This window comes from Erythrobacter sp. S267, assembly GCF_057365045.1.
Window position 1 is genome coordinate 1 of the sequence record NZ_CP200298.1, and the last position, 21,135, is coordinate 21,135.

Annotated in this window: 24 protein-coding genes; 6 read left to right on the top strand and 18 right to left on the bottom strand. The window is 60.3% G+C overall.

The window, feature by feature from the left end; all coding sequences use genetic code 11:
- A partial coding sequence (locus AC0V6X_RS00005; RefSeq protein WP_486182540.1) for an EamA family transporter occupies positions 1–536 on the bottom strand: 536 nt, incomplete at its 3' end.
- A gap of 200 nt (positions 537–736) precedes the next feature.
- On the opposite strand from AC0V6X_RS00005, the gene AC0V6X_RS00010 reads away from it, so the two are divergent.
- Positions 737–2,110 carry a L,D-transpeptidase family protein gene (locus tag AC0V6X_RS00010; protein WP_486182541.1) on the top strand — a complete coding sequence of 458 codons (1,374 nt, stop codon included), beginning with the start codon at positions 737–739 and terminating at the stop codon, positions 2,108–2,110.
- A gap of 6 nt (positions 2,111–2,116) precedes the next feature.
- Here the strand turns inward: AC0V6X_RS00010 and AC0V6X_RS00015 are convergent, their stop codons facing one another.
- The 3 genes from AC0V6X_RS00015 to AC0V6X_RS00025 are packed head-to-tail and all read right to left on the bottom strand — an operon-like array spanning position 2,117 to position 4,746.
- The gene (locus tag AC0V6X_RS00015) at positions 2,117–2,506 is read right to left on the bottom strand and encodes a hypothetical protein (RefSeq protein WP_486182542.1); all 390 of its coding nucleotides are present in this window, start codon (positions 2,504–2,506) and stop codon (positions 2,117–2,119) included.
- Between the two features lie 4 nt (positions 2,507–2,510).
- Positions 2,511–3,236 (bottom strand): murein L,D-transpeptidase catalytic domain-containing protein, encoded by a 726-nt coding sequence (locus tag AC0V6X_RS00020; protein ID WP_486182543.1) that lies wholly within the window; start codon positions 3,234–3,236, stop codon positions 2,511–2,513.
- A gap of 58 nt (positions 3,237–3,294) precedes the next feature.
- Positions 3,295–4,746: an NAD(P)-binding protein gene (locus AC0V6X_RS00025; RefSeq protein ID WP_486182544.1), complete on the bottom strand. Its 1,452-nt coding sequence runs from the start codon at positions 4,744–4,746 to the stop codon at positions 3,295–3,297.
- Between the two features lie 56 nt (positions 4,747–4,802).
- Here AC0V6X_RS00025 and AC0V6X_RS00030 point away from each other — a divergent pair, with 56 nt between their 5' ends.
- Positions 4,803–5,318 carry a hypothetical protein gene (locus AC0V6X_RS00030; RefSeq protein ID WP_486182545.1) on the top strand — a complete coding sequence of 172 codons (516 nt, stop codon included), beginning with the start codon at positions 4,803–4,805 and terminating at the stop codon, positions 5,316–5,318.
- Positions 5,319–5,327: 9 nt separating this feature from the next.
- Here AC0V6X_RS00030 and AC0V6X_RS00035 read toward each other — a convergent pair whose 3' ends face one another.
- The 8 genes from AC0V6X_RS00035 to AC0V6X_RS00070 form a co-directional block, all read right to left on the bottom strand.
- Positions 5,328–6,242, bottom strand: a complete 915-nt coding sequence (locus tag AC0V6X_RS00035) for a histone deacetylase family protein (protein WP_486182546.1) — start codon at positions 6,240–6,242, stop codon at positions 5,328–5,330.
- Positions 6,243–6,494: a hypothetical protein gene (locus AC0V6X_RS00040; RefSeq protein WP_486182547.1), complete on the bottom strand. Its 252-nt coding sequence runs from the start codon at positions 6,492–6,494 to the stop codon at positions 6,243–6,245.
- A gap of 245 nt (positions 6,495–6,739) precedes the next feature.
- On the bottom strand, positions 6,740–7,252 hold the full coding sequence (locus AC0V6X_RS00045) for a thioredoxin family protein (protein ID WP_486182548.1): 513 nt from the start codon (positions 7,250–7,252) through the stop codon (positions 6,740–6,742).
- A gap of 11 nt (positions 7,253–7,263) precedes the next feature.
- The gene (gene ispG, locus AC0V6X_RS00050) at positions 7,264–8,412 is read right to left on the bottom strand and encodes a flavodoxin-dependent (E)-4-hydroxy-3-methylbut-2-enyl-diphosphate synthase (RefSeq protein WP_486182549.1); all 1,149 of its coding nucleotides are present in this window, start codon (positions 8,410–8,412) and stop codon (positions 7,264–7,266) included.
- 196 nt (positions 8,413–8,608) lie between these two features.
- A complete protein-coding gene (locus AC0V6X_RS00055) occupies positions 8,609–9,271 on the bottom strand; it encodes an NrsF family protein (protein WP_486182550.1) in 663 nt (220 codons plus the stop codon).
- Positions 9,272–9,277: 6 nt separating this feature from the next.
- Complete coding sequence (locus tag AC0V6X_RS00060; RefSeq protein WP_486182551.1) at positions 9,278–9,808, bottom strand: sigma-70 family RNA polymerase sigma factor; 531 nt, start codon at positions 9,806–9,808, stop codon at positions 9,278–9,280.
- A gap of 25 nt (positions 9,809–9,833) precedes the next feature.
- On the bottom strand, positions 9,834–10,307 hold the full coding sequence (locus AC0V6X_RS00065) for a DoxX family protein (RefSeq protein WP_486182552.1): 474 nt from the start codon (positions 10,305–10,307) through the stop codon (positions 9,834–9,836).
- A 69-nt stretch (positions 10,308–10,376) separates the two neighbouring features.
- Positions 10,377–10,658 (bottom strand): BufA1 family periplasmic bufferin-type metallophore, encoded by a 282-nt coding sequence (locus AC0V6X_RS00070; RefSeq protein WP_486182553.1) that lies wholly within the window; start codon positions 10,656–10,658, stop codon positions 10,377–10,379.
- A gap of 263 nt (positions 10,659–10,921) precedes the next feature.
- Here AC0V6X_RS00070 and bufB point away from each other — a divergent pair, with 263 nt between their 5' ends.
- The 3 genes from bufB (at position 10,922) to AC0V6X_RS00085 (ending at position 13,585) form a co-directional block, all read left to right on the top strand.
- Complete coding sequence (bufB, locus tag AC0V6X_RS00075; protein WP_486182554.1) at positions 10,922–11,779, top strand: MNIO family bufferin maturase; 858 nt, start codon at positions 10,922–10,924, stop codon at positions 11,777–11,779.
- Positions 11,776–12,585, top strand: a complete 810-nt coding sequence (locus tag AC0V6X_RS00080) for an HvfC/BufC family peptide modification chaperone (protein WP_486182555.1) — start codon at positions 11,776–11,778, stop codon at positions 12,583–12,585. The genes bufB and AC0V6X_RS00080 overlap by 4 nt, the downstream gene beginning before the upstream one ends.
- A 61-nt stretch (positions 12,586–12,646) precedes the next feature.
- A complete protein-coding gene (locus AC0V6X_RS00085; RefSeq protein ID WP_486182556.1) occupies positions 12,647–13,585 on the top strand; it encodes an alpha/beta hydrolase in 939 nt (312 codons plus the stop codon).
- Here the strand turns inward: AC0V6X_RS00085 and AC0V6X_RS00090 are convergent, their stop codons facing one another.
- The gene (locus AC0V6X_RS00090) at positions 13,586–14,533 is read right to left on the bottom strand and encodes an SDR family NAD(P)-dependent oxidoreductase (protein WP_486182557.1); all 948 of its coding nucleotides are present in this window, start codon (positions 14,531–14,533) and stop codon (positions 13,586–13,588) included.
- 62 nt (positions 14,534–14,595) lie between these two features.
- On the opposite strand from AC0V6X_RS00090, the gene AC0V6X_RS00095 reads away from it, so the two are divergent.
- Complete coding sequence (locus AC0V6X_RS00095) at positions 14,596–15,768, top strand: isoaspartyl peptidase/L-asparaginase family protein (RefSeq protein WP_486182558.1); 1,173 nt, start codon at positions 14,596–14,598, stop codon at positions 15,766–15,768.
- A gap of 76 nt (positions 15,769–15,844) precedes the next feature.
- On the opposite strand, the gene bla is transcribed toward AC0V6X_RS00095, so the two are convergent.
- The 5 genes from bla to AC0V6X_RS00120 are packed head-to-tail and all read right to left on the bottom strand — an operon-like array spanning position 15,845 to position 21,131.
- A complete protein-coding gene (gene bla, locus AC0V6X_RS00100; RefSeq protein WP_486182559.1) occupies positions 15,845–16,774 on the bottom strand; it encodes a class A beta-lactamase in 930 nt (309 codons plus the stop codon).
- The gene (locus tag AC0V6X_RS00105; protein WP_486182560.1) at positions 16,771–17,718 is read right to left on the bottom strand and encodes an RDD family protein; all 948 of its coding nucleotides are present in this window, start codon (positions 17,716–17,718) and stop codon (positions 16,771–16,773) included. Before AC0V6X_RS00105 ends, bla begins: the two co-directional genes overlap by 4 nt.
- Positions 17,715–18,836 (bottom strand): stage II sporulation protein M, encoded by a 1,122-nt coding sequence (locus tag AC0V6X_RS00110; RefSeq protein WP_486182561.1) that lies wholly within the window; start codon positions 18,834–18,836, stop codon positions 17,715–17,717. The genes AC0V6X_RS00105 and AC0V6X_RS00110 overlap by 4 nt, the downstream gene beginning before the upstream one ends.
- Positions 18,833–20,167: a DUF58 domain-containing protein gene (locus AC0V6X_RS00115; protein ID WP_486182562.1), complete on the bottom strand. Its 1,335-nt coding sequence runs from the start codon at positions 20,165–20,167 to the stop codon at positions 18,833–18,835. The genes AC0V6X_RS00110 and AC0V6X_RS00115 overlap by 4 nt, the downstream gene beginning before the upstream one ends.
- A gap of 7 nt (positions 20,168–20,174) precedes the next feature.
- Positions 20,175–21,131 (bottom strand): AAA family ATPase, encoded by a 957-nt coding sequence (locus AC0V6X_RS00120; protein ID WP_486185488.1) that lies wholly within the window; start codon positions 21,129–21,131, stop codon positions 20,175–20,177.
- Positions 21,132–21,135 lie beyond the last annotated feature (4 nt).

The window sequence follows — 21,135 nt, forward strand, 5'->3', positions numbered from 1 at the left end:
GCGTAAAGCAAGGCTGAGAACATCAGCGAGGCAAGACCCAGCATGATGTCACGGTCCCACTCGCCTTCGCCGATCTTCCCTCCGATGATGACGAGGGTCCCGATAAAGCCAAGCACACTGGCAAGGATCGCCTGCCGCTTAATCTCTTCGCCCAGCAACACTTGCGCGAAATAGAGTGCCACCAGCGGGGCGACAAAGCTGATTGCGATGGCCTCTGCTAGCGGCAGTTTGGTGAGCGCGTAAAAGAAGCTTAGCGCCATGAAGGCGGAGATGATGCCGCGCTCCAGATGGAGCTTCATTGTCGCCTTGGCAGGCCAGCCCTTCCACCGCCACAGCCAGAAGGGTGCGATAATCGCTGCGCCGATCAGAGCTCGCAAGACGGTCGCGGTGTAAGCCCCCGTCGCAGTCGCGGCCTCTTTCATGAACGCGTCCATCATCGAAAGAAACCCCACACCCGCGATTGCGGCAATGTAGGGCATCAGCCGCGCTGCATTGCCGTCAGCGGCGGCGTTGGACGAGGAAGCTGGAGAGTCCATGGAAAGCCTGCTTTAGGCGCAGTGGTCGGGAAGGTCACTCACTGCTTTTGCTCCGCTGGCGATGGATCAAGCGTGCCACGGATTCATCAAAGCGAAAGCGCTTATGCTTGATAGCAGGCGGGTAACAGGGGTATATTCTCTCTGCTTTGCAAAAGGGATCGCGCAATTCAGTGCGATCCTACGCTTACGGGAAGGCTAATATGCGCAAACGGGTTGCAACATTCGCAGTGGGTCTTGCAGGAGCGGGATTGCTCGCTAGCACGGCCTTGGCGCAGCAGGAAAGCGGTGCATCAAACACCACTCCGGAAACCGCGCCGGATGCAAGCTTTGACGAAGCCTTTCCGCAAATGGTCTCTGATCCGATGGTGCAGGGCGACCTCGCGCCTCCGGGACCGCTGGTGCAGGCATGGGATGCTGAGAACGTCGCCAGCCTGATCAAGGTGATTGAGGGGATTGAGGATGAGGGCCTTGACCCCGACGACTATAACCTCATGGGGCTTAAGGCGCTGATGGCCGAAGGACCGTCAGAAGCGCTCGATGCGCTCGCTTCGCGCAATTTCGTCTGGCTGGTGGAGGATCTGCGCGATGGACGCACCCCGATGTCGGCGCGCAAACAGTGGTTTATCGTCGATCCAGATCGCGACACGTTCCGTACCGGTGACCTGCTCACTGAGGCGCTTACGAAGGGCGATGTGGCTGGCGTTCTTGCTGAGCTGAACCCAACCCACGGCGACTACGCACGCCTTCGTGAAGAGCTGGCTGCCACCCCATTGGAGGATGTTGAACGCCGCAAGCTCATCCGCGCCAATATGGACCGTTGGCGCTGGCTGCCGCGAGATCTGGGGCGCATTCACCTGATAACCAATGTTCCCGAATATCAACTGCGTCTGACCGTCGGAGACCGTATCATCAAGAGCTACCGGACAGTTGTCGGTAAGCCGGGCCGGACTGCGACACCTCAGCTGGCCGAGATGATTGAAGGCGTCGTCTTCAACCCGACCTGGACTGTTCCACAGTCGATTGTGGTGGGCGAAGGACTGGGCCGCCGCGTGCTCGATAATCCGCAATGGGCGCGTGCAAACGGCTACACTGCGACCGAGGGCGCGAATGGCTGGATCACGGTCGTGCAGCAGCCGGGGCCGGGAAACTCGCTTGGCCGGATGAAGCTGGAGATGCCCAATCCGCACGCGATCTTCTTCCATGACACGCCGTCGCGCCACCTGTTCAACAACGCCAACCGCGCGCTCTCCCATGGCTGCATCCGCACCGAGCGCGCGCTGGAGTTGGCGATGACGATGGCGATCCTTGGCAAAGGCGCAACGCGGGACGAAGCGGTCGCGATTGCTCGCTCGGGCCGCTACACCAAGGTTCGCAATGAGCGGGAGATCCCTGCTTACATCACCTATTTCACCATGGGCGTGAACATCGAAGGCGAGCTGGTGACCTTTGACGACATCTACAACCGCGATGCGCCCGTGCTCGCCAGCCTCGACGAGGCCCGCGTCCAGAACCGCTCGGGCGAAAGCGATGACGAGGTCATCGTGATCGAGAACAACCCGCTGGCGGGGTCTTAGGTCACCTCAACCGCTGAGGCTTTTCTCTAGCTCTATCTGACGGTGATAGAGCAGGACCGCCGGAATGGCGTAAGGCAAGACGAATATGAGATAGCCCATTCCGCCCAAGGCTGCGGCCAATAATGTTGCGAGAACAAAGGCAATAATAACGGGGGCCATTGGCCCGTAGTTTTCTCCCAACGTATGGCGCAGGACCAGATCTATGGGCGGGCCCACGATTGCGAGACAAAGAGCGACACCCACCGTGCCTATTACAAAGGCGATCGGATAAACTATGATCGCCCCAAGCATGAAGGGTAAGGCTACAACCGCCGATCCAATTGCACTGGCCCACATGCTGACCGTTGGAATTGCGCCGACTGAGCCGGAAACATCATAGGTTGGCTTGTAAGGCACGCCTCTAAAACGCCCCCGGATTGTACCGCTGCATAGCGCTCGGATTGTCGGGCCTCAGCGTCTCAAGGTTCAACGCCAGCTGCTGCTCGCGGGTGAGCATCGCGCCGTCCTCTTGCAAACCCAGGCTGTCGCAATAGAGCAGCCGACCTCCGGACAAGTTCAGCAACACATCGCGGAATTGCTCTTGTCCGAAAACAAAGCATCCGTTTGACCGGCCCATCCGGCCATAGCGCGCCAGATGCTCCGGCTCGGCATAGCGGGCGCGGTGCATGACGATGTAGCGGCGCAGGGCTGCGTCGTTGGTTTGATCGAGCCCTCCCAAACGCACCGATGTGCCATAGCGTCCGGTATACCACTCCCAGGTGACATAGGCGCCGCGACTCGATGCGTTTGAGCCTTCGACATTGGAGTAGGAATTGAGCCAGCCATCATGCTCAGGGTCGGAACCCTTGCCGTGGCTGCAATGCAATGCGGTCACTTCTTCAAGGCGCAGATTGACGAGGTAGAACCGCTCGCGCGCGCTGTGAACGCCGTAGTCGCAGATACCGACAATATCCTTGCGCCAAATCGCATCGCCTGCGCGGTCGAGCTCGCGTTTGGCAATGTCGAACAGGGCGCGGTCGCGCGGGGAGCCGGCGCGCGGCTGAGCGGCGAGTTTGGCGGGCAGAGCGGGAAGCGCGGCAGCGCTGGCGGCGACAAGCCCGGTTTTGAGGAGATCGCGGCGTTTCATAATGACTATACTACATAACCCAACATGGCGTTCCCGTGAATCCCCCTCTGGTAACCACTTAGGAGGTAGCCTCATGGATCGCTTTGGCGGCCATGCCGAGCTTGATAACGCCTGGCATATTGGCCTGAATCGCAGGGCCGACCTTGGCAAATTCAGCAAGGCGCGGGTCGTTCTCAGCAATCATTTTGGCGATGGCTGGCCCGGTGGGATGGAGGCGGCTTTTCGAGTTGAACGCATTGGTCTTCTCGTTGCCAGAGAGGATCGCGGTGCTCATCAGATTGGCCATCACCGCATACGGATAGGTCTCTGTCGTATCAGTCAGCGGAGCGGGCGGGAGAAGGTTGTTTTTCTCCTCGTCCGTCTCAAAATTCGCCTCGATGAAGGCAGCGAGCGCAGCGGAGTAGGGTACGAAGGGCGACTGAGCCAATTGCAAGGTGATCGTATCCCCATCGAAGAAGGGGCGACCATTGTTGCGCTGTTCAAACGGAACAGCACTGGCGGTGCAGTCAACGAAGAGCGTCCTTTCGGGCACTGACACGCGCTCTTCGCCAAACACCAGCGCGCCCGGTTCAACCGCTGTCACACGCTTGCCGCGATGAACCTTGGTGATCTGACCAAGAAGAGCGACTTCGGCTTCGGAGATCACAGCGAAGTGGAACATTTTCGGCGTCACTTCGGGGTCAATCCGCAGCATCGTGCCAAGCTCTCCCAGCTTTGCGAACATCTCATCCCCGGTATCCGAGGACGCGGCGCATTCAACCAGATCGACCTGGAACTTGATCAGCCGGTCAATGTGATGCTGAGCGGGTTGGAGGAGCTTGCGGTTGAACATCCAGCTGTCGCGCGGACGCACCCAGTCAATGCGATCGGGGGAGACGCCTGCCTCGAGCAACCAGACAGCGGTATCCATCGCCGTCTTCCCGCCGCCGATAATGGCGAAGTGTTCGGGCAGGTTGTCGGTGTCTTTCCAAAGGCCCGGCAGATCGCCCGGCACCGCAAAGCGCGCATCCGCAGCAACCTGATACCCGGCTTTGTGGGTCGAGGGGACGGAGGTCTTGAACCACGTGCCATCGACCAGCTTGCGCCGGACGGTGAAGGTCGTCTCTTCACCCGACAGGATATGATGCGCTGTATGTGTGCCGTCGGAGCCGCCCTCGTAACTCGTCAGCGGATGGTAGGCGACGCGGCCTGACGGGATCAGCCGTTCGCTCATCAGCTTGGAGTAATAGGCCAGAAGCTCTGAGTGTTTCGCCAGCGGATACATCCCCGCATTGTGCCCATGCGTGTCGACGCGGTCGGGGCATAGCTCCATTGAGTTCACGCCATAGGTCGCGCTTGGCTGGTGCAGCGTCACGAAGGAATAGGCGTCGTTCCAGTGCCCACCGGGGGCGGCATGCTTGTCGATGATCGTGATGTGACAATCCGGATCTTCGTCCAGCAGAGTGTCAGCAAAGGCGAGGCCAACCGCGCCCGCGCCTATGATCAGATAGTCGGTTTCGTGGCTGTTCATTCTCGGGGCATCCTGTTTGACGTAGTGTCTTTGCGAATCGTCTTGGGGGAGTTTCTATGTCTAAACCGCTCTTGGGAACATTGCTTTCGATCGGGCTTTGTCTGTCCGTCAGCGGGCCGGCATTGGCAGGCCAACATATCATGGATGTGGTCGAAGAACATCTTGAAGGCTCCGCGCTGCCACCGACGCGCATCCTCAGCAATAACGATGTGGAACGGCTGAAGAGCGAGCAAGGGCTAACGCTTCAATGGATCAGCTGGGACACCCGGGGTGAGTTGAGCATACGCGTGTCTGAGCAAGGGCATTGGTTCATGTCTGGTGAGCAAGATGGCGGAGATGCTGGTAAGCTTTCTCTGGATGGTTTCATCCAAGAGATTGGCCCTGACTACTTCCTCTTCGACGGTCGTATAACGATCTTGAATGCACCCTCTGCGGGGCGCACTTGCAGCGAGCACAAGGTCTGGCGGTTCGAGGCGACCCAGCGCCGCTCCTATTACCGCCTGCGCGAATTTGAGTGGTGCGATGGCCTGACCGACTATGTCGACATCTACTTCGCGCCCGGCCTGCGTTAAGGGCTTTCGCTAGGCTCTCACTCTAAGCCGCGCATTCTCATCCGCCATCGCAAGCATGGAGCGGGCGTGACGTTCGGCGACCTCGCGTTGGTCGTCTCCATAACCCCCTCCCAGCGCCGACGCGATCGGAAGCCCGCGTTCGCGCGCAGCGCGGACGACGAAGCGATCACGTTGTTCAAGGCCCTCGTTGCTCAGACTGAGCCGCCCGAGCTTGTCCTCAACATGCGGATCAACACCCGCCTGATAGAGCACAAGGTCGGGCTGGAACCCGTCGAGCATCCTTGGCAAGTGGTTCTCCAGCACACTCATATAGCCCGCATCCGTTGTTTCATCGGGCAAGCCGATATCGACGCTGGAGCGGGCCTTGCGCACCGGGAAGTTTTTCTCTGCATGGATTGAGAGGGTGGCGATGTCGGGGTTGGCGGCGGTCAGGCTGGCGGTGCCATCGCCCTGATGCACATCAAGATCGACGATCAGGATGCGTTTGGCATCCCGCTCAGCCAGCAATCGGTTGGAGGCAACAGCGAGGTCGTTGAACACGCAGTATCCCGCTCCCGTGTCGGCCAGCGCATGATGGCTTCCCGCAGCCGAATTCGCCGCATAGCCATGCTCCATAGCAAGCTGCGCGGCGAGCCAAGTCCCGCCATTGGTATGCCTCACCCGGTCGCGAATGCGCTCGGTCACCGGAAATCCGATCCGCCGCTCCTTCTCGCGCGGGACTTCGGCGCGGAAGACCTCGTCCACGTAGGCGGGATCATGCACCGCCTCCAACCACTCGCGCGGCATGGGGTCAGGTGCATGTTCGGTGACGGGTGCGCCTGAGGTGCGGAGCGCCTCCATCACCAGATAGTACTTGTCGAACTTGAACGTCCCCCGCTCCGGGCGAGGGGCCATGTAATCAGCGTGATGGACGACGTGGAGCATTTAGTGCCGTTCAAGGACGAGATACCAATCTCCATCCAGCCGCTTTGCAACCTCGCACCAGCCGACTTCCTTGATGTGGCAGTCGAGTGGTGCCGATGGCGGAAGCAGTGTCATCTCTTTGGGCAGTTCATCTGTCCGCATGAATGCAACCGACGAGCCGGCTACTATGAGCCCCGATGAACTCCGTTCAAGTACGATCATGTCTGGACCATAGACTGTGACGCCCGATTCAAGATCGAGTCTCTCGAACATTTTGCGGTAGGTGTCCCACTTGGCTTGAGGCGGATCGCCCGAACGTTCGCTCTCTGGCAACTCCCAATTCGGATGGGTGAATTCGAAAGAGATACGTGAATACTGCGTATCTTCTGAGGCTAGGTCCGCAAGAGAATCAAACCCTGCTCTTCTTTCGTTGAATTCGTCAACGAGTTGCTGTTCTGACGGATGGTTCGCGCATCCACAGAGCATTAGCATTGCGAGTAAAGTGAAAGCCAGTTTTCTCACAAATCCATCTCGGCAAGGCGCTCCAGCTCTCCGAAGATTGCATCTTCCTCGCGGCTCGCAGTGTTGCGCCATGTCGTTGCTGTGTCGGCGTTGATGAGCTCGCCCTCCGGCGTCAGCACCAGCAGGTTGGGAGTACCGGGAAGGTCGTCCAAACCAAAGCGCTGAGCGATCTCTAGATTATGCCCATCGTCCGATTGCGGCATGCCGATATTGACGAAGACCAGTTCGTAGCGCTCCTCGATCAGCGCTTCGAACCGCTCGGTCGCCAGCCAACCGGCCAGCGCGCGGCTGTCGTGGCACCAGTTCGCGCCCAGCACAAGCAGGACGCGCTTTTTGCTTTCTGCAGCGCGGGTGAGGGCAGCGTCGACATCGGCGCTCGCGTCCTGCGATACGGTGAAGGAGCGCGCTTCGGGATAGTCGTGCCCGGAAGCTACCGTGGCTTTGAGGACGGTTGCTCCGCCCGCCACCAGCAGTGCGGCGAGCAATCCGGCAAAGATCGGCTTCAGCATAGCTTCTGTGCTTACTCCGCCGCTTCGACTTCTTCAGCGTGTGGGTCGAAGGCGGTCGCTTCGCCGGCTTCGATCTTTTCCGCCTTCTCCTCGACCAGACGTACGATGTGGTCGAGCATGTCCTCGTCCTCAATCGTGTGGTCCTTCATGCCGGAGAGGTAGACCATGTGCTTGCCCGAGCCCCCGCCGGTGAGGCCAATATCGGTCTCGCGCGCTTCGCCAGGGCCGTTGACGACGCAGCCGAGGACCGAAAGGCTCATCGGCGTCTTGATGTGTTCGAGGCGCTTTTCCAAAGTCTCGACCGTGCGGATCACGTCGAAGCCCTGGCGCGAGCAGGAGGGGCAGGAGACCACGCGAACGCCTCGTGTGCGCAGACCAAGTGCCTTGAGCATCTCGTAGCCCACCTTCACCTCTTCCTCTGGCTCTGCAGAGAGCGAGACGCGGATCGTATCGCCGATCCCGGCCCACAGCAGCGAGCCCATGCCGATGGAGGACTTGACCGTTCCGCCGATCAACCCGCCGGCCTCTGTAATGCCAAGGTGCAGTGGACAATCCACCGCGTCTGCGAGGCCATGATAGGCGGCGACGGCGAGGAAGACGTCGCTGGCTTTCACCGCGACCTTGAACTCGTGGAAGTCGTGATCCTGCAACAGCTTGATATGGTGCAGGGCGCTTTCGATCAGCGCTTCGGGGCACGGCTCGCCATATTTCTCGAGCAGGTCTTTCTCGAGGCTGCCGGCGTTCACACCGATACGGATGGCGCAGCCATTGTCCTTGGCGGCGCGGACGACTTCTGCAACGCGCTTGTCGCCGCCGATATTACCGGGGTTGATGCGCAGGCAGGCTGCACCTCCGTCGGCGGCTTCGAGTGCGCGTTTGTAGTGGAAGTGGATGTCCGCAACGATTGGGATACGTGCGGCCTTGGTGATCTTCTTGAAAGCCGCCGTCGCCTCTTCCGTGGGGCAGGAGACGCGGATGATGTCGCAGCCCACATCCTCACACCGGCGGATCTGGTCGAGCGTCGCGACCGCGTCCTCTGTCGGCGTGTTGGTCATGGTCTGCACCGTTATCGGAGCATTCCCACCAACGGGCACATCGCCGACCATAATTTGGCGGCATTCACGGCGTTCAATCGTTCGCCAGGGGCGGATGGCATTCATCTAAAGCGCTCTCAACCTGTCATTTGACACACTTGGCACACTGTCTAGGGGCGAAAAGCCGACCCTTGGCATGCGAGTGGTGCCTATACAGGCTTTATGGCGATTATGCTGCCCTTTTGCGACTCTGCTGTGTTCCGGATCATGCGGAAAGGCATATCATTCCCGCACCTGAGTAGGAAAACCTCCTACCAGCGCCCTACCAACGGATGAGCGGCGGCGCAGCATAGCGCCAGAACACGCCTGCAAGGAACACCGGCGCGACATGCCAGATGCCGACATGAAGGATGCCATCAAACGGGCAGGTGATGTTGTAGGCAAGTGCTCCGAGAGCGCCGCTCGAAAGGCCCACCAGCCAGCCCGCACGGTCGAGCGAGACCGGCGCGCCTTTGCGCAGGAACATGATAGCAGCCAGAGCAATGATTGAGCTGGCGCCCAGACCATAGGCTGCGCACTCCCAATAATGCAGGCCCGGATCGTTGAGGCCGAGGCCGTGATCATGACCCGCTTCGATCGAGACCAACGTGATGATCGCCGCAATCGGCATCACCGCCAGCATCGCCGTGCTCCATCCTGGAGCCGTGCTGCGTCCACCCACACGCGGCGTCGCGCTGGAGACCAGCGCCGCCGTGCTCGACGCGCCAACGACGGCCAGCAGCAGGTTGCTGATCCAGTAAAAGGGCGAGGCCTGCCCTGTGATCGATCCGGTCCAGAAACCGAAGATCATGATACAGCTGATTCCCGCCGCCAGAGCCGCAAACACGATCAGTGCCGCCCCATCGCGGGCGCGCACACGCTTCACGGGGGTGACGTCAGCGGTGAGCGCTGCAATCAGGTCTTCGCGGGATTGTTGCTTTTCCATAATCTTCTATCGTTCTTCCTCAACCAAAGTGGCGAGCTTTTTCAGGCCACGATGGATGTTCACTTTGACGAGGCTTTCGCTCTGCCCCGTTTTCTCGGCTGCTTCACGGATGGAGAAGCCGCCGATTTTTACCAGTTCGATCACAGTCGCCTGTTTCTCGGGCAATTGTCCGAACAAACGGTCAAGGCTGACGCGCGACATGACGACTTCTTCTTCGCTGTCTTCAACCGCATCGTCTTCAAACAGTTCCTTGGCGTCGTGCTTGTAGACTTTGCGCAGGTGGTCGACCCAGCGATAGCGCGCAATGGCTGCGAGCCAGGGCAGGAAGGGACGCGATGGGTCCCAGGTTGCTCGTTTGGTGTAGAAGGCAATCAGCACATCCTGCACCAGATCGTCGATCGAATGCGGGGGGACGCGCCGCTTGAAATAGCGTTCGAGCCACACCCCTGCCTCTGACAGCAGCACATTGGTGGCGGCTTTATCGCCATCCTGTGCTGCTGCCATCAGGCGGGCAAATGTGGGCTCGTCGGCTACCATTGGTCTTGTCCCTCAAGGTCTTTGCTTAGGCCGCTTTGTTTCCGAAAGCGAGGTTCAGACCCTTATCGATGCTGAACATGCCCGGACCACGGCTGATTATCACAGCAGCCAAAGCCAGCACGGTGATGTCCCAGCCAAAGAAGTGTGCCCAAGTCGGGAACACAAAGATCTGGATCACCAGCGCCATCACGGCAAGACCAGCAGCAGCAAAGCGGCTGAACAGGCCCAGGATCAAGAGGATCGGCAGGGCAAACTCGGCATAGACAGTCATTGGCACCGCGAGCTCTGGAGAGATTGGCAAGCCAGTGAACTCATTGGCGAAGATGATGTACTGTACCGGATCAATTTCCAGCCAGGTGCCATCAACGACTTTGGTTTCATAAGAGCGCCAGAAAATCATTCCCAGCGCCACACGCGCCAGCAGAAGTCCGATGCTTTCGATGACGCTGCCCGACAAGATGCCGGTAATGCGCGTCCAGATTGAATTCAGTGCTTGCATTATATCCTCCAAAAGTGGGGAAGCGGGCGGCATCGATTGTGCCTGAGAAGCCGCCCGCTTCCAAATGTCTTATCGACGAATAGGCGTCAGTGAGCCTTTACCCTTAGGCGTTTCGATGCTGGTGCAGGTGCCCTTGTCGACATAGGTCCAGGCATTGCCCTGGTAGTCGCGGGTCGAAGTGCCGGCGCAGCTTGTGCCCGGGCCAGCGGCGCATTGATTTTCACCGGCGAGTGAGACGCCGTAACACTTTTCCTTCGCGCCTTGGGCAGCGACCGGAGCGGTGGTGAGGCCTGCGGTGACACCGGCGGCAAGAGCGAGACCGGCGAGTGAGGCGATTGATTTGGCATTCATGGCATTTTCTCCAAACGGGGTTTGTTTCTCTTGTCCCGCCACTGCCCGGGGTTCTCGGGGGTATCAGGGGATGGCAGTGACGGAACTGATCGGTGGTTCGGCGGCCTGTTGGAGTTGGTTACATTTTATCGAAAAAAGGCTGCGTTTCCCTCGGTGAGAGAACGTGTTCCAAGGTAGTTTGTGCGCGAGAATGTAACGCCCGCGCCTCTGCTTCCGAAAGGTCAGTGACATCCATCACGCGAATATCTGCTAAGGAGGCAATTATGCCCAAACCGCACGACCCGATTGCGCCCTTTGGAGGATTTGGCCTTGGCCTCAGGCGCACGCATTATGACGACTTTCTTGAAAGCGACATTGCAGTCGATTTCGTTGAGGTCATCAGCGAGAATTACATGATCGAGGGCGGTCGCCAGATGCGCATTCTGGAGCAGGTGCGCGCGAAACTGCCGGTGATCCTGCACGGTGTTTCGATGTCGATCGGTTCAGCGGGCGGACTGGATCAAGACCATCTGGCGAAGCTCAAACGGCTTGAACAGCGGATCGATCCGCTCTGGGTGTCCGACCACCTGTGCTGGACCCGCACCAGCGCGCACAATTCGCATGACCTCTTGCCGTTGCCTCTCACTGAGGAAGCTTTGGGCGTCGTATGCAGCAATATTTCGCATGCGCAGGACACGCTTGGCCGCGCGATGCTGTTCGAAAACCCGTCGAGCTACCTCACCTTCCCTGAGGACGAGCTTTCGGAGTGGGAGTTCCTCTCAGAGATGACGCGCAGGACGGGATGCTACCTGCTGCTCGATGTGAACAACATCTATGTTTCTTCTCAGAATCACGGCTTTTCAGCTGAGGACTACTTGGCCGGTATCCCGCTCGACCGGGTTCGACAAATCCACTTGGCCGGGCACGATCCTGCGACGTCGGAGCGCAATATCATCATCGACACTCACGACCGTCCCGTCGCGGACCCTGTTTGGGCGCTGTACGCGAAGGCCGCCGCGATGCTGCCTCAGCCTGTCGCAACGATGATTGAGCGCGATGAAGACATCCCGCCTCTGCCGGAGCTCCTGACCGAATTAGACCGTGCGCGCGGCATCGCTGATGAGGCGCTGGTGCCCGCATGACCGCGCCCTCCAACCTCACACTGGCTGACAAACAAAGCGCCTTCCTGCGCGCAATCCACGATGATCGCGTGGCCTTGCCTGATGGCTGGGGCAACAGCCAAGCGATGGGAATGCAGGTCTATCGTGGCAATTATCGCTCCGCGCTGATGGGCGCACTCGCCGACATCTATGAACGCACCGCGCTCTATGTGGGAGAGGGCCCGTTTCGGCAGGCGAGCATGCACCACGTCATCCATCATCCTCCCGCTGGCTGGACGATTGATGAGGCAGGCGCTGGCTTCGATGCAACTTGCGCTCAGCTGTTTGGGAACAATCGGGAACTCGCTGAACTCGCTTGGCTCGAATGGACATTGCGGGACCTTGCGACCGCTCCCGATAGCGAGCCGTTGACCCCTGAGGGCTTTGCCGAAGCAAGCGCTGCGTTTGGCGAGGAGGACTGGGCCTCTCTTCGCCTGCAATTCCAACCTCGAAGTGCTGCACGGCTGGTGGGGTGTGATCTCGATAAGATGTGGCGTGCTTTGGATGAGGAACCTCCGCAAAAGCCTGATGCCAAGCTAGCTGTCGCGCAAACCTGTCTCGTCTGGCGCGAGGGAGAGCGGCCCACTTTCCAGATGTTCGAGGCGGACCACGCCGCCGTCTTTACCGCGATGACGAATGGCGTGACCTATGCCGAGATGATCGGCCTGCTGCTGGGCGATACTACTGAACCAACCGCAGAGCAGGTCCAGAATGCTGCGATGCGCGCAGGAGCGATCCTGGGCCAGTGGCTGAGTGAGGGGCTAGTCACGGGCATGAATCCCGCTTGATGCGCTGACTTGACTTGGAGCGTGCCTCGTCCACTCTCGCCTTCGACAGGAGAGTAGAGCCATGCTGACCAACACCACGACCGAACTGCGCAGTCCCAAGCCCAGCATGATGATGCGCGGGATCAAGTGGTTGATGAGCAAGCGCAAGCCGGTTTTCCCGCACACAGCCGACGCTTTTGAAGACTACATGGCCGCGCGTCCACTGCCCAAAGACGCAAAGATGCCTGCCCATTTCGATGGGAAGTTCCAGGTTGAGGAGTGGGAGGCGGCTGGCCAGAAGATCATCACTCTCCACCCCAAGTCGGGCCCGGCTGAATGGCACATGCTTTACTTCCACGGGGGAGGCTTTGTCCTGCCTATGTTCAAGGAGCACTGGCCGCTCGCTGCTGCGATGGTTGATACCTGCGGAGTGAGCATCTCGCTGCCCATGTATGAGGTGGTGCCTGAGAGCTCTTGGGAGAAGCAAGACACGGTCGCGGATGCGGCCTTTGCCAAGATCGCTGAAACCCACGACCCGGCCAAGATCATCCTCAATGGCGATAGCGCGGGCGGGCATATGGCTTTGTCCCTTGCGCTGCGGCTGGCGAAAGCCGGAGGCCCTCAACCCGGCAAGTTGGCTTTGTTCGCGCCGTGGCTTGACGTGACCATGGCCGACCCCGCGATTGAGGCGGTCGAGCCGCATGACATCATGCTCAAAATCGGCACTCTGCGTTCTTGCGGGCAGATGTTTGCGGGAGACCGCGATCCGGGAAGTGCGGAGTGCAGCCCGCTCTACACCGCGACCGCAGACCTCGCGCAACTCCCGCCGACGCGGATTTGGACCGGTCGGCATGATCTCTTCATCATCGATTCTCGCACCTTTGTCGGCAAGCTGCGTGATGCGGGCGTGGACGCCAAGCTCTACGAATATGAAGGCGCGCCGCATGTCTTCATGGCGGTGGTCCCGACGCGAGAGGCGAAGGACACTCTGGCTTTGTTGACGGATTTCTTGGCAGAGTAGTTAAGAGTAAACCTCTCCGGTTAGGTTCTCCGACAACGCCCAAAGCTGGTCCGCCGCGCTCTTGTCGACTGCATAGCTGCGCACGCCGCTATTGCGGCTCTCATCGTCCACCGCCGCGACATGGCAATCCTCGCAATAGACGCCGCCTTGGCCTTCCAACTCCTCAGCCGTTGCCGCCCAGACCGACGTCGCAGCGCCCTGCGGAATGGTCTTGAACTTGAAGCTTGGGTCGGAGGTGGTCACGTTCTTGATCAGCTCTTGCTCTTGCTCCTCGGAGAGGTGACGGCTGAGGTTGGTGTTAATCCCGCCCGGATGGACGGCATAGGCATGGATCCCCCTGTCGGAGAAATGCTCCTCCAACCCCACCGAGAACAGAATGTTCGCGGTCTTGGACTGGCCGTAACTCATCCAGGGATCATATTCGCGCTGCTCGAAATTCACATCATCGAGTGCGACGGGCGTGATGAAATGACCGCGGCTCGACAGGTTGACGATGCGCTTATCCCTGCCATTCTCGATCAACGGCATCAGGCGGTTGGTGAGGACAAAGTGCCCGAGGTGATTGGTGCCAAACTGGCTCTCAAACCCGTCCGCAGTCGTGCCTTTAGGCGTCGCCATGATTCCGGCATTGTTGATGAGAACGTCTATCTTGTCGAAGCGCTCCGCTGCCTCGGCCCCGCAAGCGCGCAAGCTTTTGAGTGAGCCAAGGTCGCACAGGATTGTCTCGACACTTGCGCTGCCTGTGTCACCTCGGATCGCATTGGCCGCCGTGTCCAGCTTCGCCTGATCGCGACCAGCGAGAACAACATGCGCGCCCTTCGCCGCCATCGCACGGCCCGTCTCCTGACCCAGCCCCGAATTGCCGCCGGTGATGAAGACGGTCTTGCCTGACGGGTCCTTGCCCGCCAGCACTTCATCTGTGGTCGTCTCTTTGCCGAATGCGCTCATCTTGATCCCTCTTGATCCCGTCAAAATTGTTCCTTGGAGCAATGGGCGAAGATGGGTTAGCGATGCAAGCCATGAAAAACGCTGTTCTTGCATTCGCCGCCGCGCTCAGCGCCGCTCTCCTGCCCACATCCGCTTCTGCCGAGGATCACATGACCGAGACCCCTGAGTCGACAGGCTCGCCCAAATGGTCCCTCGCGATCCACGGAGGCGCGGGGACGATCCGGCGCGATCTGATGACACCGGAGATGGAGGCGCAATACGAGGCCGCTCTGCAGGAGGCTCTGGATGCGGGCGCTGAGGTACTCGCCAATGGCGGGACGGCGATGGAAGCGGTGCAGGCCGCGATCATTCCGATGGAGGACAATCCCTTGTTCAACGCGGGGCGCGGAGCGGTGTTTACCTGGGAGGGGACGAACGAACTCGACGCCTCAATCATGGACGGGCGCGATCGCAGCGCAGGCGCTGTGGCGGGTGTGACGACCGTGCGCAATCCGATTCTTCTCGCCGATCGCGTGCGCACGGACAGTCCGCACGTCTTCCTGATCGGCGAAGGTGCGGAACAATTTGCTGGCGAGCAGGACTTCGAAGTCACTGCGCCCGAATGGTTCGCGACCGAGCGGCGACGCGAGAGCCTTGAGCGGATGAAGGCGCGTGCGCTCTCTGCGATGGATGTTGATCACAAGTTTGGCACGGTGGGCGCGGTCGCGCTCGATATGCATGGCAACATGGCTGCGGGCACTTCTACCGGCGGGATGACCGGCAAGCGCTGGGGTCGCGTTGGTGATGCGCCGATCATCGGAGCGGGGACCTATGCGGACAATCGCTCCTGCGCAGTCTCAGCAACGGGCTGGGGCGAGTTCTTCATCCGCGTCGGCGTGGCGCATGAGATTTGTACGCGGTTGCGATATAGTGTGGGTGACCCCGGCGCTCGCACTCTCATTCCAGAAGGTGGCTTGAGTGGTGAGCTCAATGATATGCTCACGGGAAACACTGAAACCGCGATGGCCATCTGGGAGAGAAGACGGGCCCAACGCATCTCAGACGGCGTGATGGCCGAAGTCGCCGAGCTTGGAGGTGACGGTGGCATCATCCTCGTCACGCCAGAGGGCCACACGATCTACTCGTTCAACACCGCCGGCATGTATCGCGGGCGCGCTGACAGCAGCGGCCTCAACGAAGTGGCGATCTTTGGCGGAGAGGAGCCTTCGGAGCCCACGGCCACGCCTGACCACTAGAATTCTGCGAGCGTGCATCCGGGATGGGCTGTATCTCAGACAAACCCATGTCGGTGCCAAGTTTCCAGCAGACGAGCTAGCCTGCAGCGATCCCTCGACGCTCGGCGAAAGTTGTTAGCACGCCGCCCACATTGGCGAGCACCGCTTCTTCCTCAGGCACCATGCCGTCGCCGCCTTGTCCCTTGGCGCGGAAATAGGACGCGAAGCTCAGCGTCCTGCCAAGGTTCGTCTCGACCACGCCGATATCGACATAGAGCCGCCCCATGCCCGGCCAGATCGACGTCCCGGTCTTGTCGCCCGCTACCCAGTTTTCTGGCAAACCCGCACGCACGCGGCGGGCTCCGGTTGGTGTGTCGACCATCCAAGCCATAAGGGTGTTGCGATGTTCGGGCGGGAGGACATCGCCATAAACCAGCTTTGCCACTGTGCGCGCCATGGCGGCGGGCGTAGTCGTGTCGCGGACCTCTCCGACAGGGACGTTGTTGAGCGCAGGCTCGATCCGATCAAGCCGGCTGACATCGTCTCCGATAGAGCGCCAGAACGCGGTAAGAGCCTCAGGCCCGCCAAACTCGCGAAGCAGGATATTGGCCGCGGCATTGTCCGAATATTTCTGTGTGAACTCTGCCAGCTCGCGCAAGGTCGCGCCTTCTGCGAGGCGGCGGGTGGTGAAGGGGGAGACGAACATCAGATCGTCCTCGCCCCAAGTCACCAGCCGATCCGCATCATCCTGCCCCGCCGCATCGCGCGCCAGAGTCATGGCCGCCAGAGAAAGCTTGAAGGAAGAGCAATGGCCAAAGCGCATATTGCGATTAAGGCCAACCGACAGTCCGGAATCCACGTCAAACAGCTCAACACCCAAAGTGCCGCCGGAAGCCGCCTCGATTATGCGCAGTGAGGCATCGAGCCGTCCGAGCGGGCTCTGATCCACTGGAACGCACGCGCCTGTCGCGGCGGCCAAGCCTGTACCCAGCACGCCGCCAACCCATTCTCGCCTATTGAGCCTCATGAAAACTTGTCCGCTTTGCGAACTCCAAAGCGCATGTCGCCTTCCAGCTTGGCGCGCAGCTGGCCGTAAAACGCCTCTAGGAAGGCCCGCTCGTCTCCGGCGCCCGGATCCCAACCGATCTTGCGGCAGATCGTCGCATGGACCGCCGCGAGCGCTTCGGGCTGAGCGTCGCGCAGCATGCGTTCGAGGGTTTGCAGCTCATGCTCGCCATAGACGGAGAGCTCTTCATCACCGAACTCGTAACGCGCGCCGGTGACGTTGCTCGCCGCTTCCTTGATCGCGCCTTGGGTAGACAGCGCATCGGCCAGCTTGGTGCGCGGAGCCTCCACGACCCACGTGCCCGCGATCACATCTCCGGCTCTCAGCGAATCCTTGTTGAAAAAGGGGAAGGACATGAAGACGAGGAACCAGATCATCCCCGCAAGGCCGAAATTGCCCGCATCTCCGCCCGGTGCAACCATCAGGAAGATGAGCGGCATGAACAGCTCTATGTCGCGCAACAGATTGCGCGCGACGACCGCTTCGGGGGTCAGTCTGCCGCCATTTCGCGCCGCGACGCGGATGCCGACAATCCGCTTGCCCCAGGTCGCCCCGCGCGCGCCCAATTCGAAGCTCAAGAAATAGCCATAGCGAGCCATGAAGACGAGCAGGATGAGCAGGATGACGACAAACTCCGCCGCCCCTGAAACCTGCCGGTCAAGCGCATCGCCTGCTTCCTGAAGCACGCCTCCGAAGACGAAGACGAGGAAAAGGACGATGGCGATTGTGCCGAAGATCAGAATCAGAAAGTCGAGGATCAGTGCCCCTAGCCGGCTCCCGCGAGAGGCGATGGTGACAGGCACTGCGATCCCCTCTGGCGTGACCAGCATGCGCCGCCGCTTTTCCAGCTGCGCGGTGGCGGCTTGATAGGGCGTAGGCCCCGTCGCTGTACCTTGCGCGCTCACGCCTGCCCCTCCTCTGCGTCGCTATCCGCATCTGTGCGGGCCGGGAAGTAGAGGAAGAAATAGGCCAGCCAAAAGGCGAGGAACATGCCGCCGATCACAAAGCGGCTTTGCGCCCCGTCCACCAATTGGCGCGGGAACGCCTCCAGCAAAGCGGCAATGATCATCATGATTACGACACCGACCATCACAATTGCCGCCCGCCGCCCGCTGGTCGAAGCGGCTTCCAGCACCGACTTCTCGCCCGGAAACGCCATAGAGCGGCCAATATGCAGACCTGCGGCTCCTGATAGGAGGATGCCGAAAATCTCAGTCGTCCCGTGCACGGAAAGCCATGCAGAGAATTCAACGATCAGACCGGCCTCATTGAACAGCCACAGCATCGCCCCCAGCAGCGCCATATTGTGCACCAGCAGCATCAACGATGGAATGCCAAACGCAAAGCCTAGCGCGAAGGCAAGGATGCACACGCCTGCATTGTTGCTGAAAAGGGAAGCGGCGAAGATTGAGAGGCCGTCGGTGGAATTCTCCACTTGCAGCGTCTCCATCAGTTCCTCGCGGCTGGCCCCCGGCACGCGGGTACTGGCGAGGTCGACGGGGACAAGGCGGAAGAACCACGCTTCATCGCGCGCGACCAGCAACCAGCCCACAACAGTGCCGGCAACCATGACGAACAACGCAATGCAGATGTCGAGCCAAATCTCGCGCACCGCTTTGCTCCAGCCGCCAAACAGGAAGCCGCTGAACCATGCAAAAAAACCTTTGCGCGGACCATAGACCTGAAACCATGCGCGTTGGACGAGGTTTTCAAGGTAGCGCAGGGTCGCAGCATCCAGGCTGGTTTCACGCGCAACCGAGAGGCTGGAGGCGGCTGTCCGATACAGCGTTGGAAGCGCCAACAAATCCTCGTCATCGACTTTTTTGAGGCCGCCGCCTTCCATCCGGGTGACAATCTCTTCAAGACGCCGCCAATCCTCCTCCCGCTCCAATCGGAAGCGGTCAGAGCGCAGGGCGGCGCTTTCAATGTCAGCGGGCGCTTGGATGTCACCGCCGCCGCGGCCCAACCAATTGGAGAGCTTGCGCGCGGGGCTCGGAGTGGCTGTTTTAGCAGGCGCGTTCATCCGATCGCCTCGCTGTTCTTGATCAGAAAGTACTTGTCGATCAGGTCATAGCCGATCTGCTCATACGGAGCTTCGATCACATCGACGCCCATGCGCCGCAGCCTTTGCAGCACAACCTGGCGTTGATGCAGCAAAGTGTCCGCGGTGACAGAACGAGCCAGCGTCGCGATGTCCTCGGGATCTTGGCCAATGAAGTCCTCAAGGTCGCGATCAGCGATCGTCACGAACAGGACGAGGTGCTTTGAGACCAGCCGCCCGATGCTCTCAATCATCATTTCCGCTGCCGTGGGATCGGTGAAATCGGAGAACAGCACGATGAGCGAGCGGCGCTTTAGCTTCGCGGTCAGCGAGGCGAGGGCGAGCGTGAAATTGGGCTCTGCTGCGTCGTAATCCAGGCCGGCTGCCGCGCTCTGCAAGCGGTGAAAGGCGCGGTAATCGTTGACGAACGGCGTCATGACTTGCGGGCGCTGGGCAAAGCCGAACAGCGCAACCTTGTCTCCGCCTTTGAGCGCAACATAGGCGCAGGTAAGTGCTGTCGTCACAGCACGGTCAATGCGCGGCATGCCGTCAACCGGCTCACACATCGCCTGCCCGCAATCGAAGGCAAAGACGATCTGATTGTTGCGCTCGCTTTCATTTTCGCGGGCGTAGAGATGGACGTGGCGCGCGCTTGCCTTCCAATCGATCCGGCGGCGATCCATCCCTGGCTCATATTCGGTGAGCGATTCAAACTGTGTGCCTTCGCCCCGGATGCGCCTTGCGATGAGCCCGGTCTGGGCATCGCGCAGAAAGGTCTGGAGCGTCTTGGAACGCACGGGTGAGAGGTCCGGCCAAATGCGTACCTCAGTTTCATCAAGATCGCGCTTCACTTGCCGTGCGCCAAGGCCCAAGGGCCCGCACCAGCGCAGCCAGGCGCTCGTGATTTCGCCTGTCCCGCGTCTGTCAGGCTTGGCTTCGAAAGAACCGCTATGCGCCTCCTCCCCTCTTACGAGGCGCATCGTTGCGCGTCCGCCAGGGGCAAGCCGTGGGTCGAATTCGAGCGCGGCTTCGGGCAGGCTCACAAAGCGGCGAACGAAGCGTGCATGGACATCAAGCGCGGTCGGCTGGCCGACCTCTGTGTCCTTGGGCGCTATGACTTGCCAATCCTCCACACCGCCAGCCATCAATCCGTCGAGCACGATTAACGCGACCATCGACAGCGCAGCAATCGGCGCAATCACCCATAGCTGCGGAGAAATCGCGGCGATCACCAAGGCGATTGGCGCAAAGGCTGCGATCAGCCAGGCAGCGCGCTCGGTCGGGACCAGAGGAAGGGCGAAGGACGTTGCCATTGGTAGCTTAGCGCGGGGCCTCGGTGCTTTCGACCAGCTCTGCCACTAGCTCCTCAACGTCCCGACCCTCAATTTCTGCCGCCGGACTTAAAGTGAGGCGGTGGCGCAGGACGGGCACAGCGAGCGCTTTGACATCGTCAGGGATCGCATAGGCGCGCCCCTTCAGCGCAGCGCGAGCGCGGGCCGCTCCAGCAAGCATAACCGCTGCGCGCGGGGAGGAGCCAACAGCAAGCTCAGGATGCTCGCGCGTCGCGCGAACCAGTCGAACGATATACTGCGTGATCTCATCCGCGACCGTCACTTGCGCAAGAGCGCCCGAAGCAGCGGCAAGCATGCCGGTGTCAGCGACGGCTTTCACGCCCAGATCAGCGGGACGCTGCGGCCCTTGGCGCGATCCATAGCTTGCAACAATCCGCGTTTCCTCCGCCTCATCTGGATAAGGCACGAGCAGCTTGAACAAGAAGCGGTCGAGCTGCGCCTCTGGCAGCGGATAAACGCCCTGGTTCTCAATCGGGTTTTGCGTTGCGACCACCATGAACTGGTCGGCCAGCTTGTGTGTCTCCCCATCCAGCGTCACGCGGCGTTCCTGCATCGCTTCTAGCAAAGCTGCCTGCGTCTTGGGCGGGGTGCGGTTGATCTCATCGGCGAGCAGAAGCTCACAGAAGATGGGACCGCGCGTTAGCGTGAACTGGCTGGTCTGGAAGTTGAATAGGCTCGAGCCCAGAATATCACCCGGCAGCAAGTCCGGCGTGAACTGGATGCGGCCAAAATCGAGGCCCAACGCGGTTGCAAAGGCGTTTGCGAGGAAGGTCTTTGCAGTGCCCGGAGGCCCCTCCATCAACACGTGACCCTGGCTAACCATGGCAACCAGCAATTGTTCGATCAGCTCGTCCTGTCCGACGATGGCCTTTGCCACTTCAGCGCGGATCGCATCTGTAAGCGTACGAAGCTGCTCAAGCGACATGGTG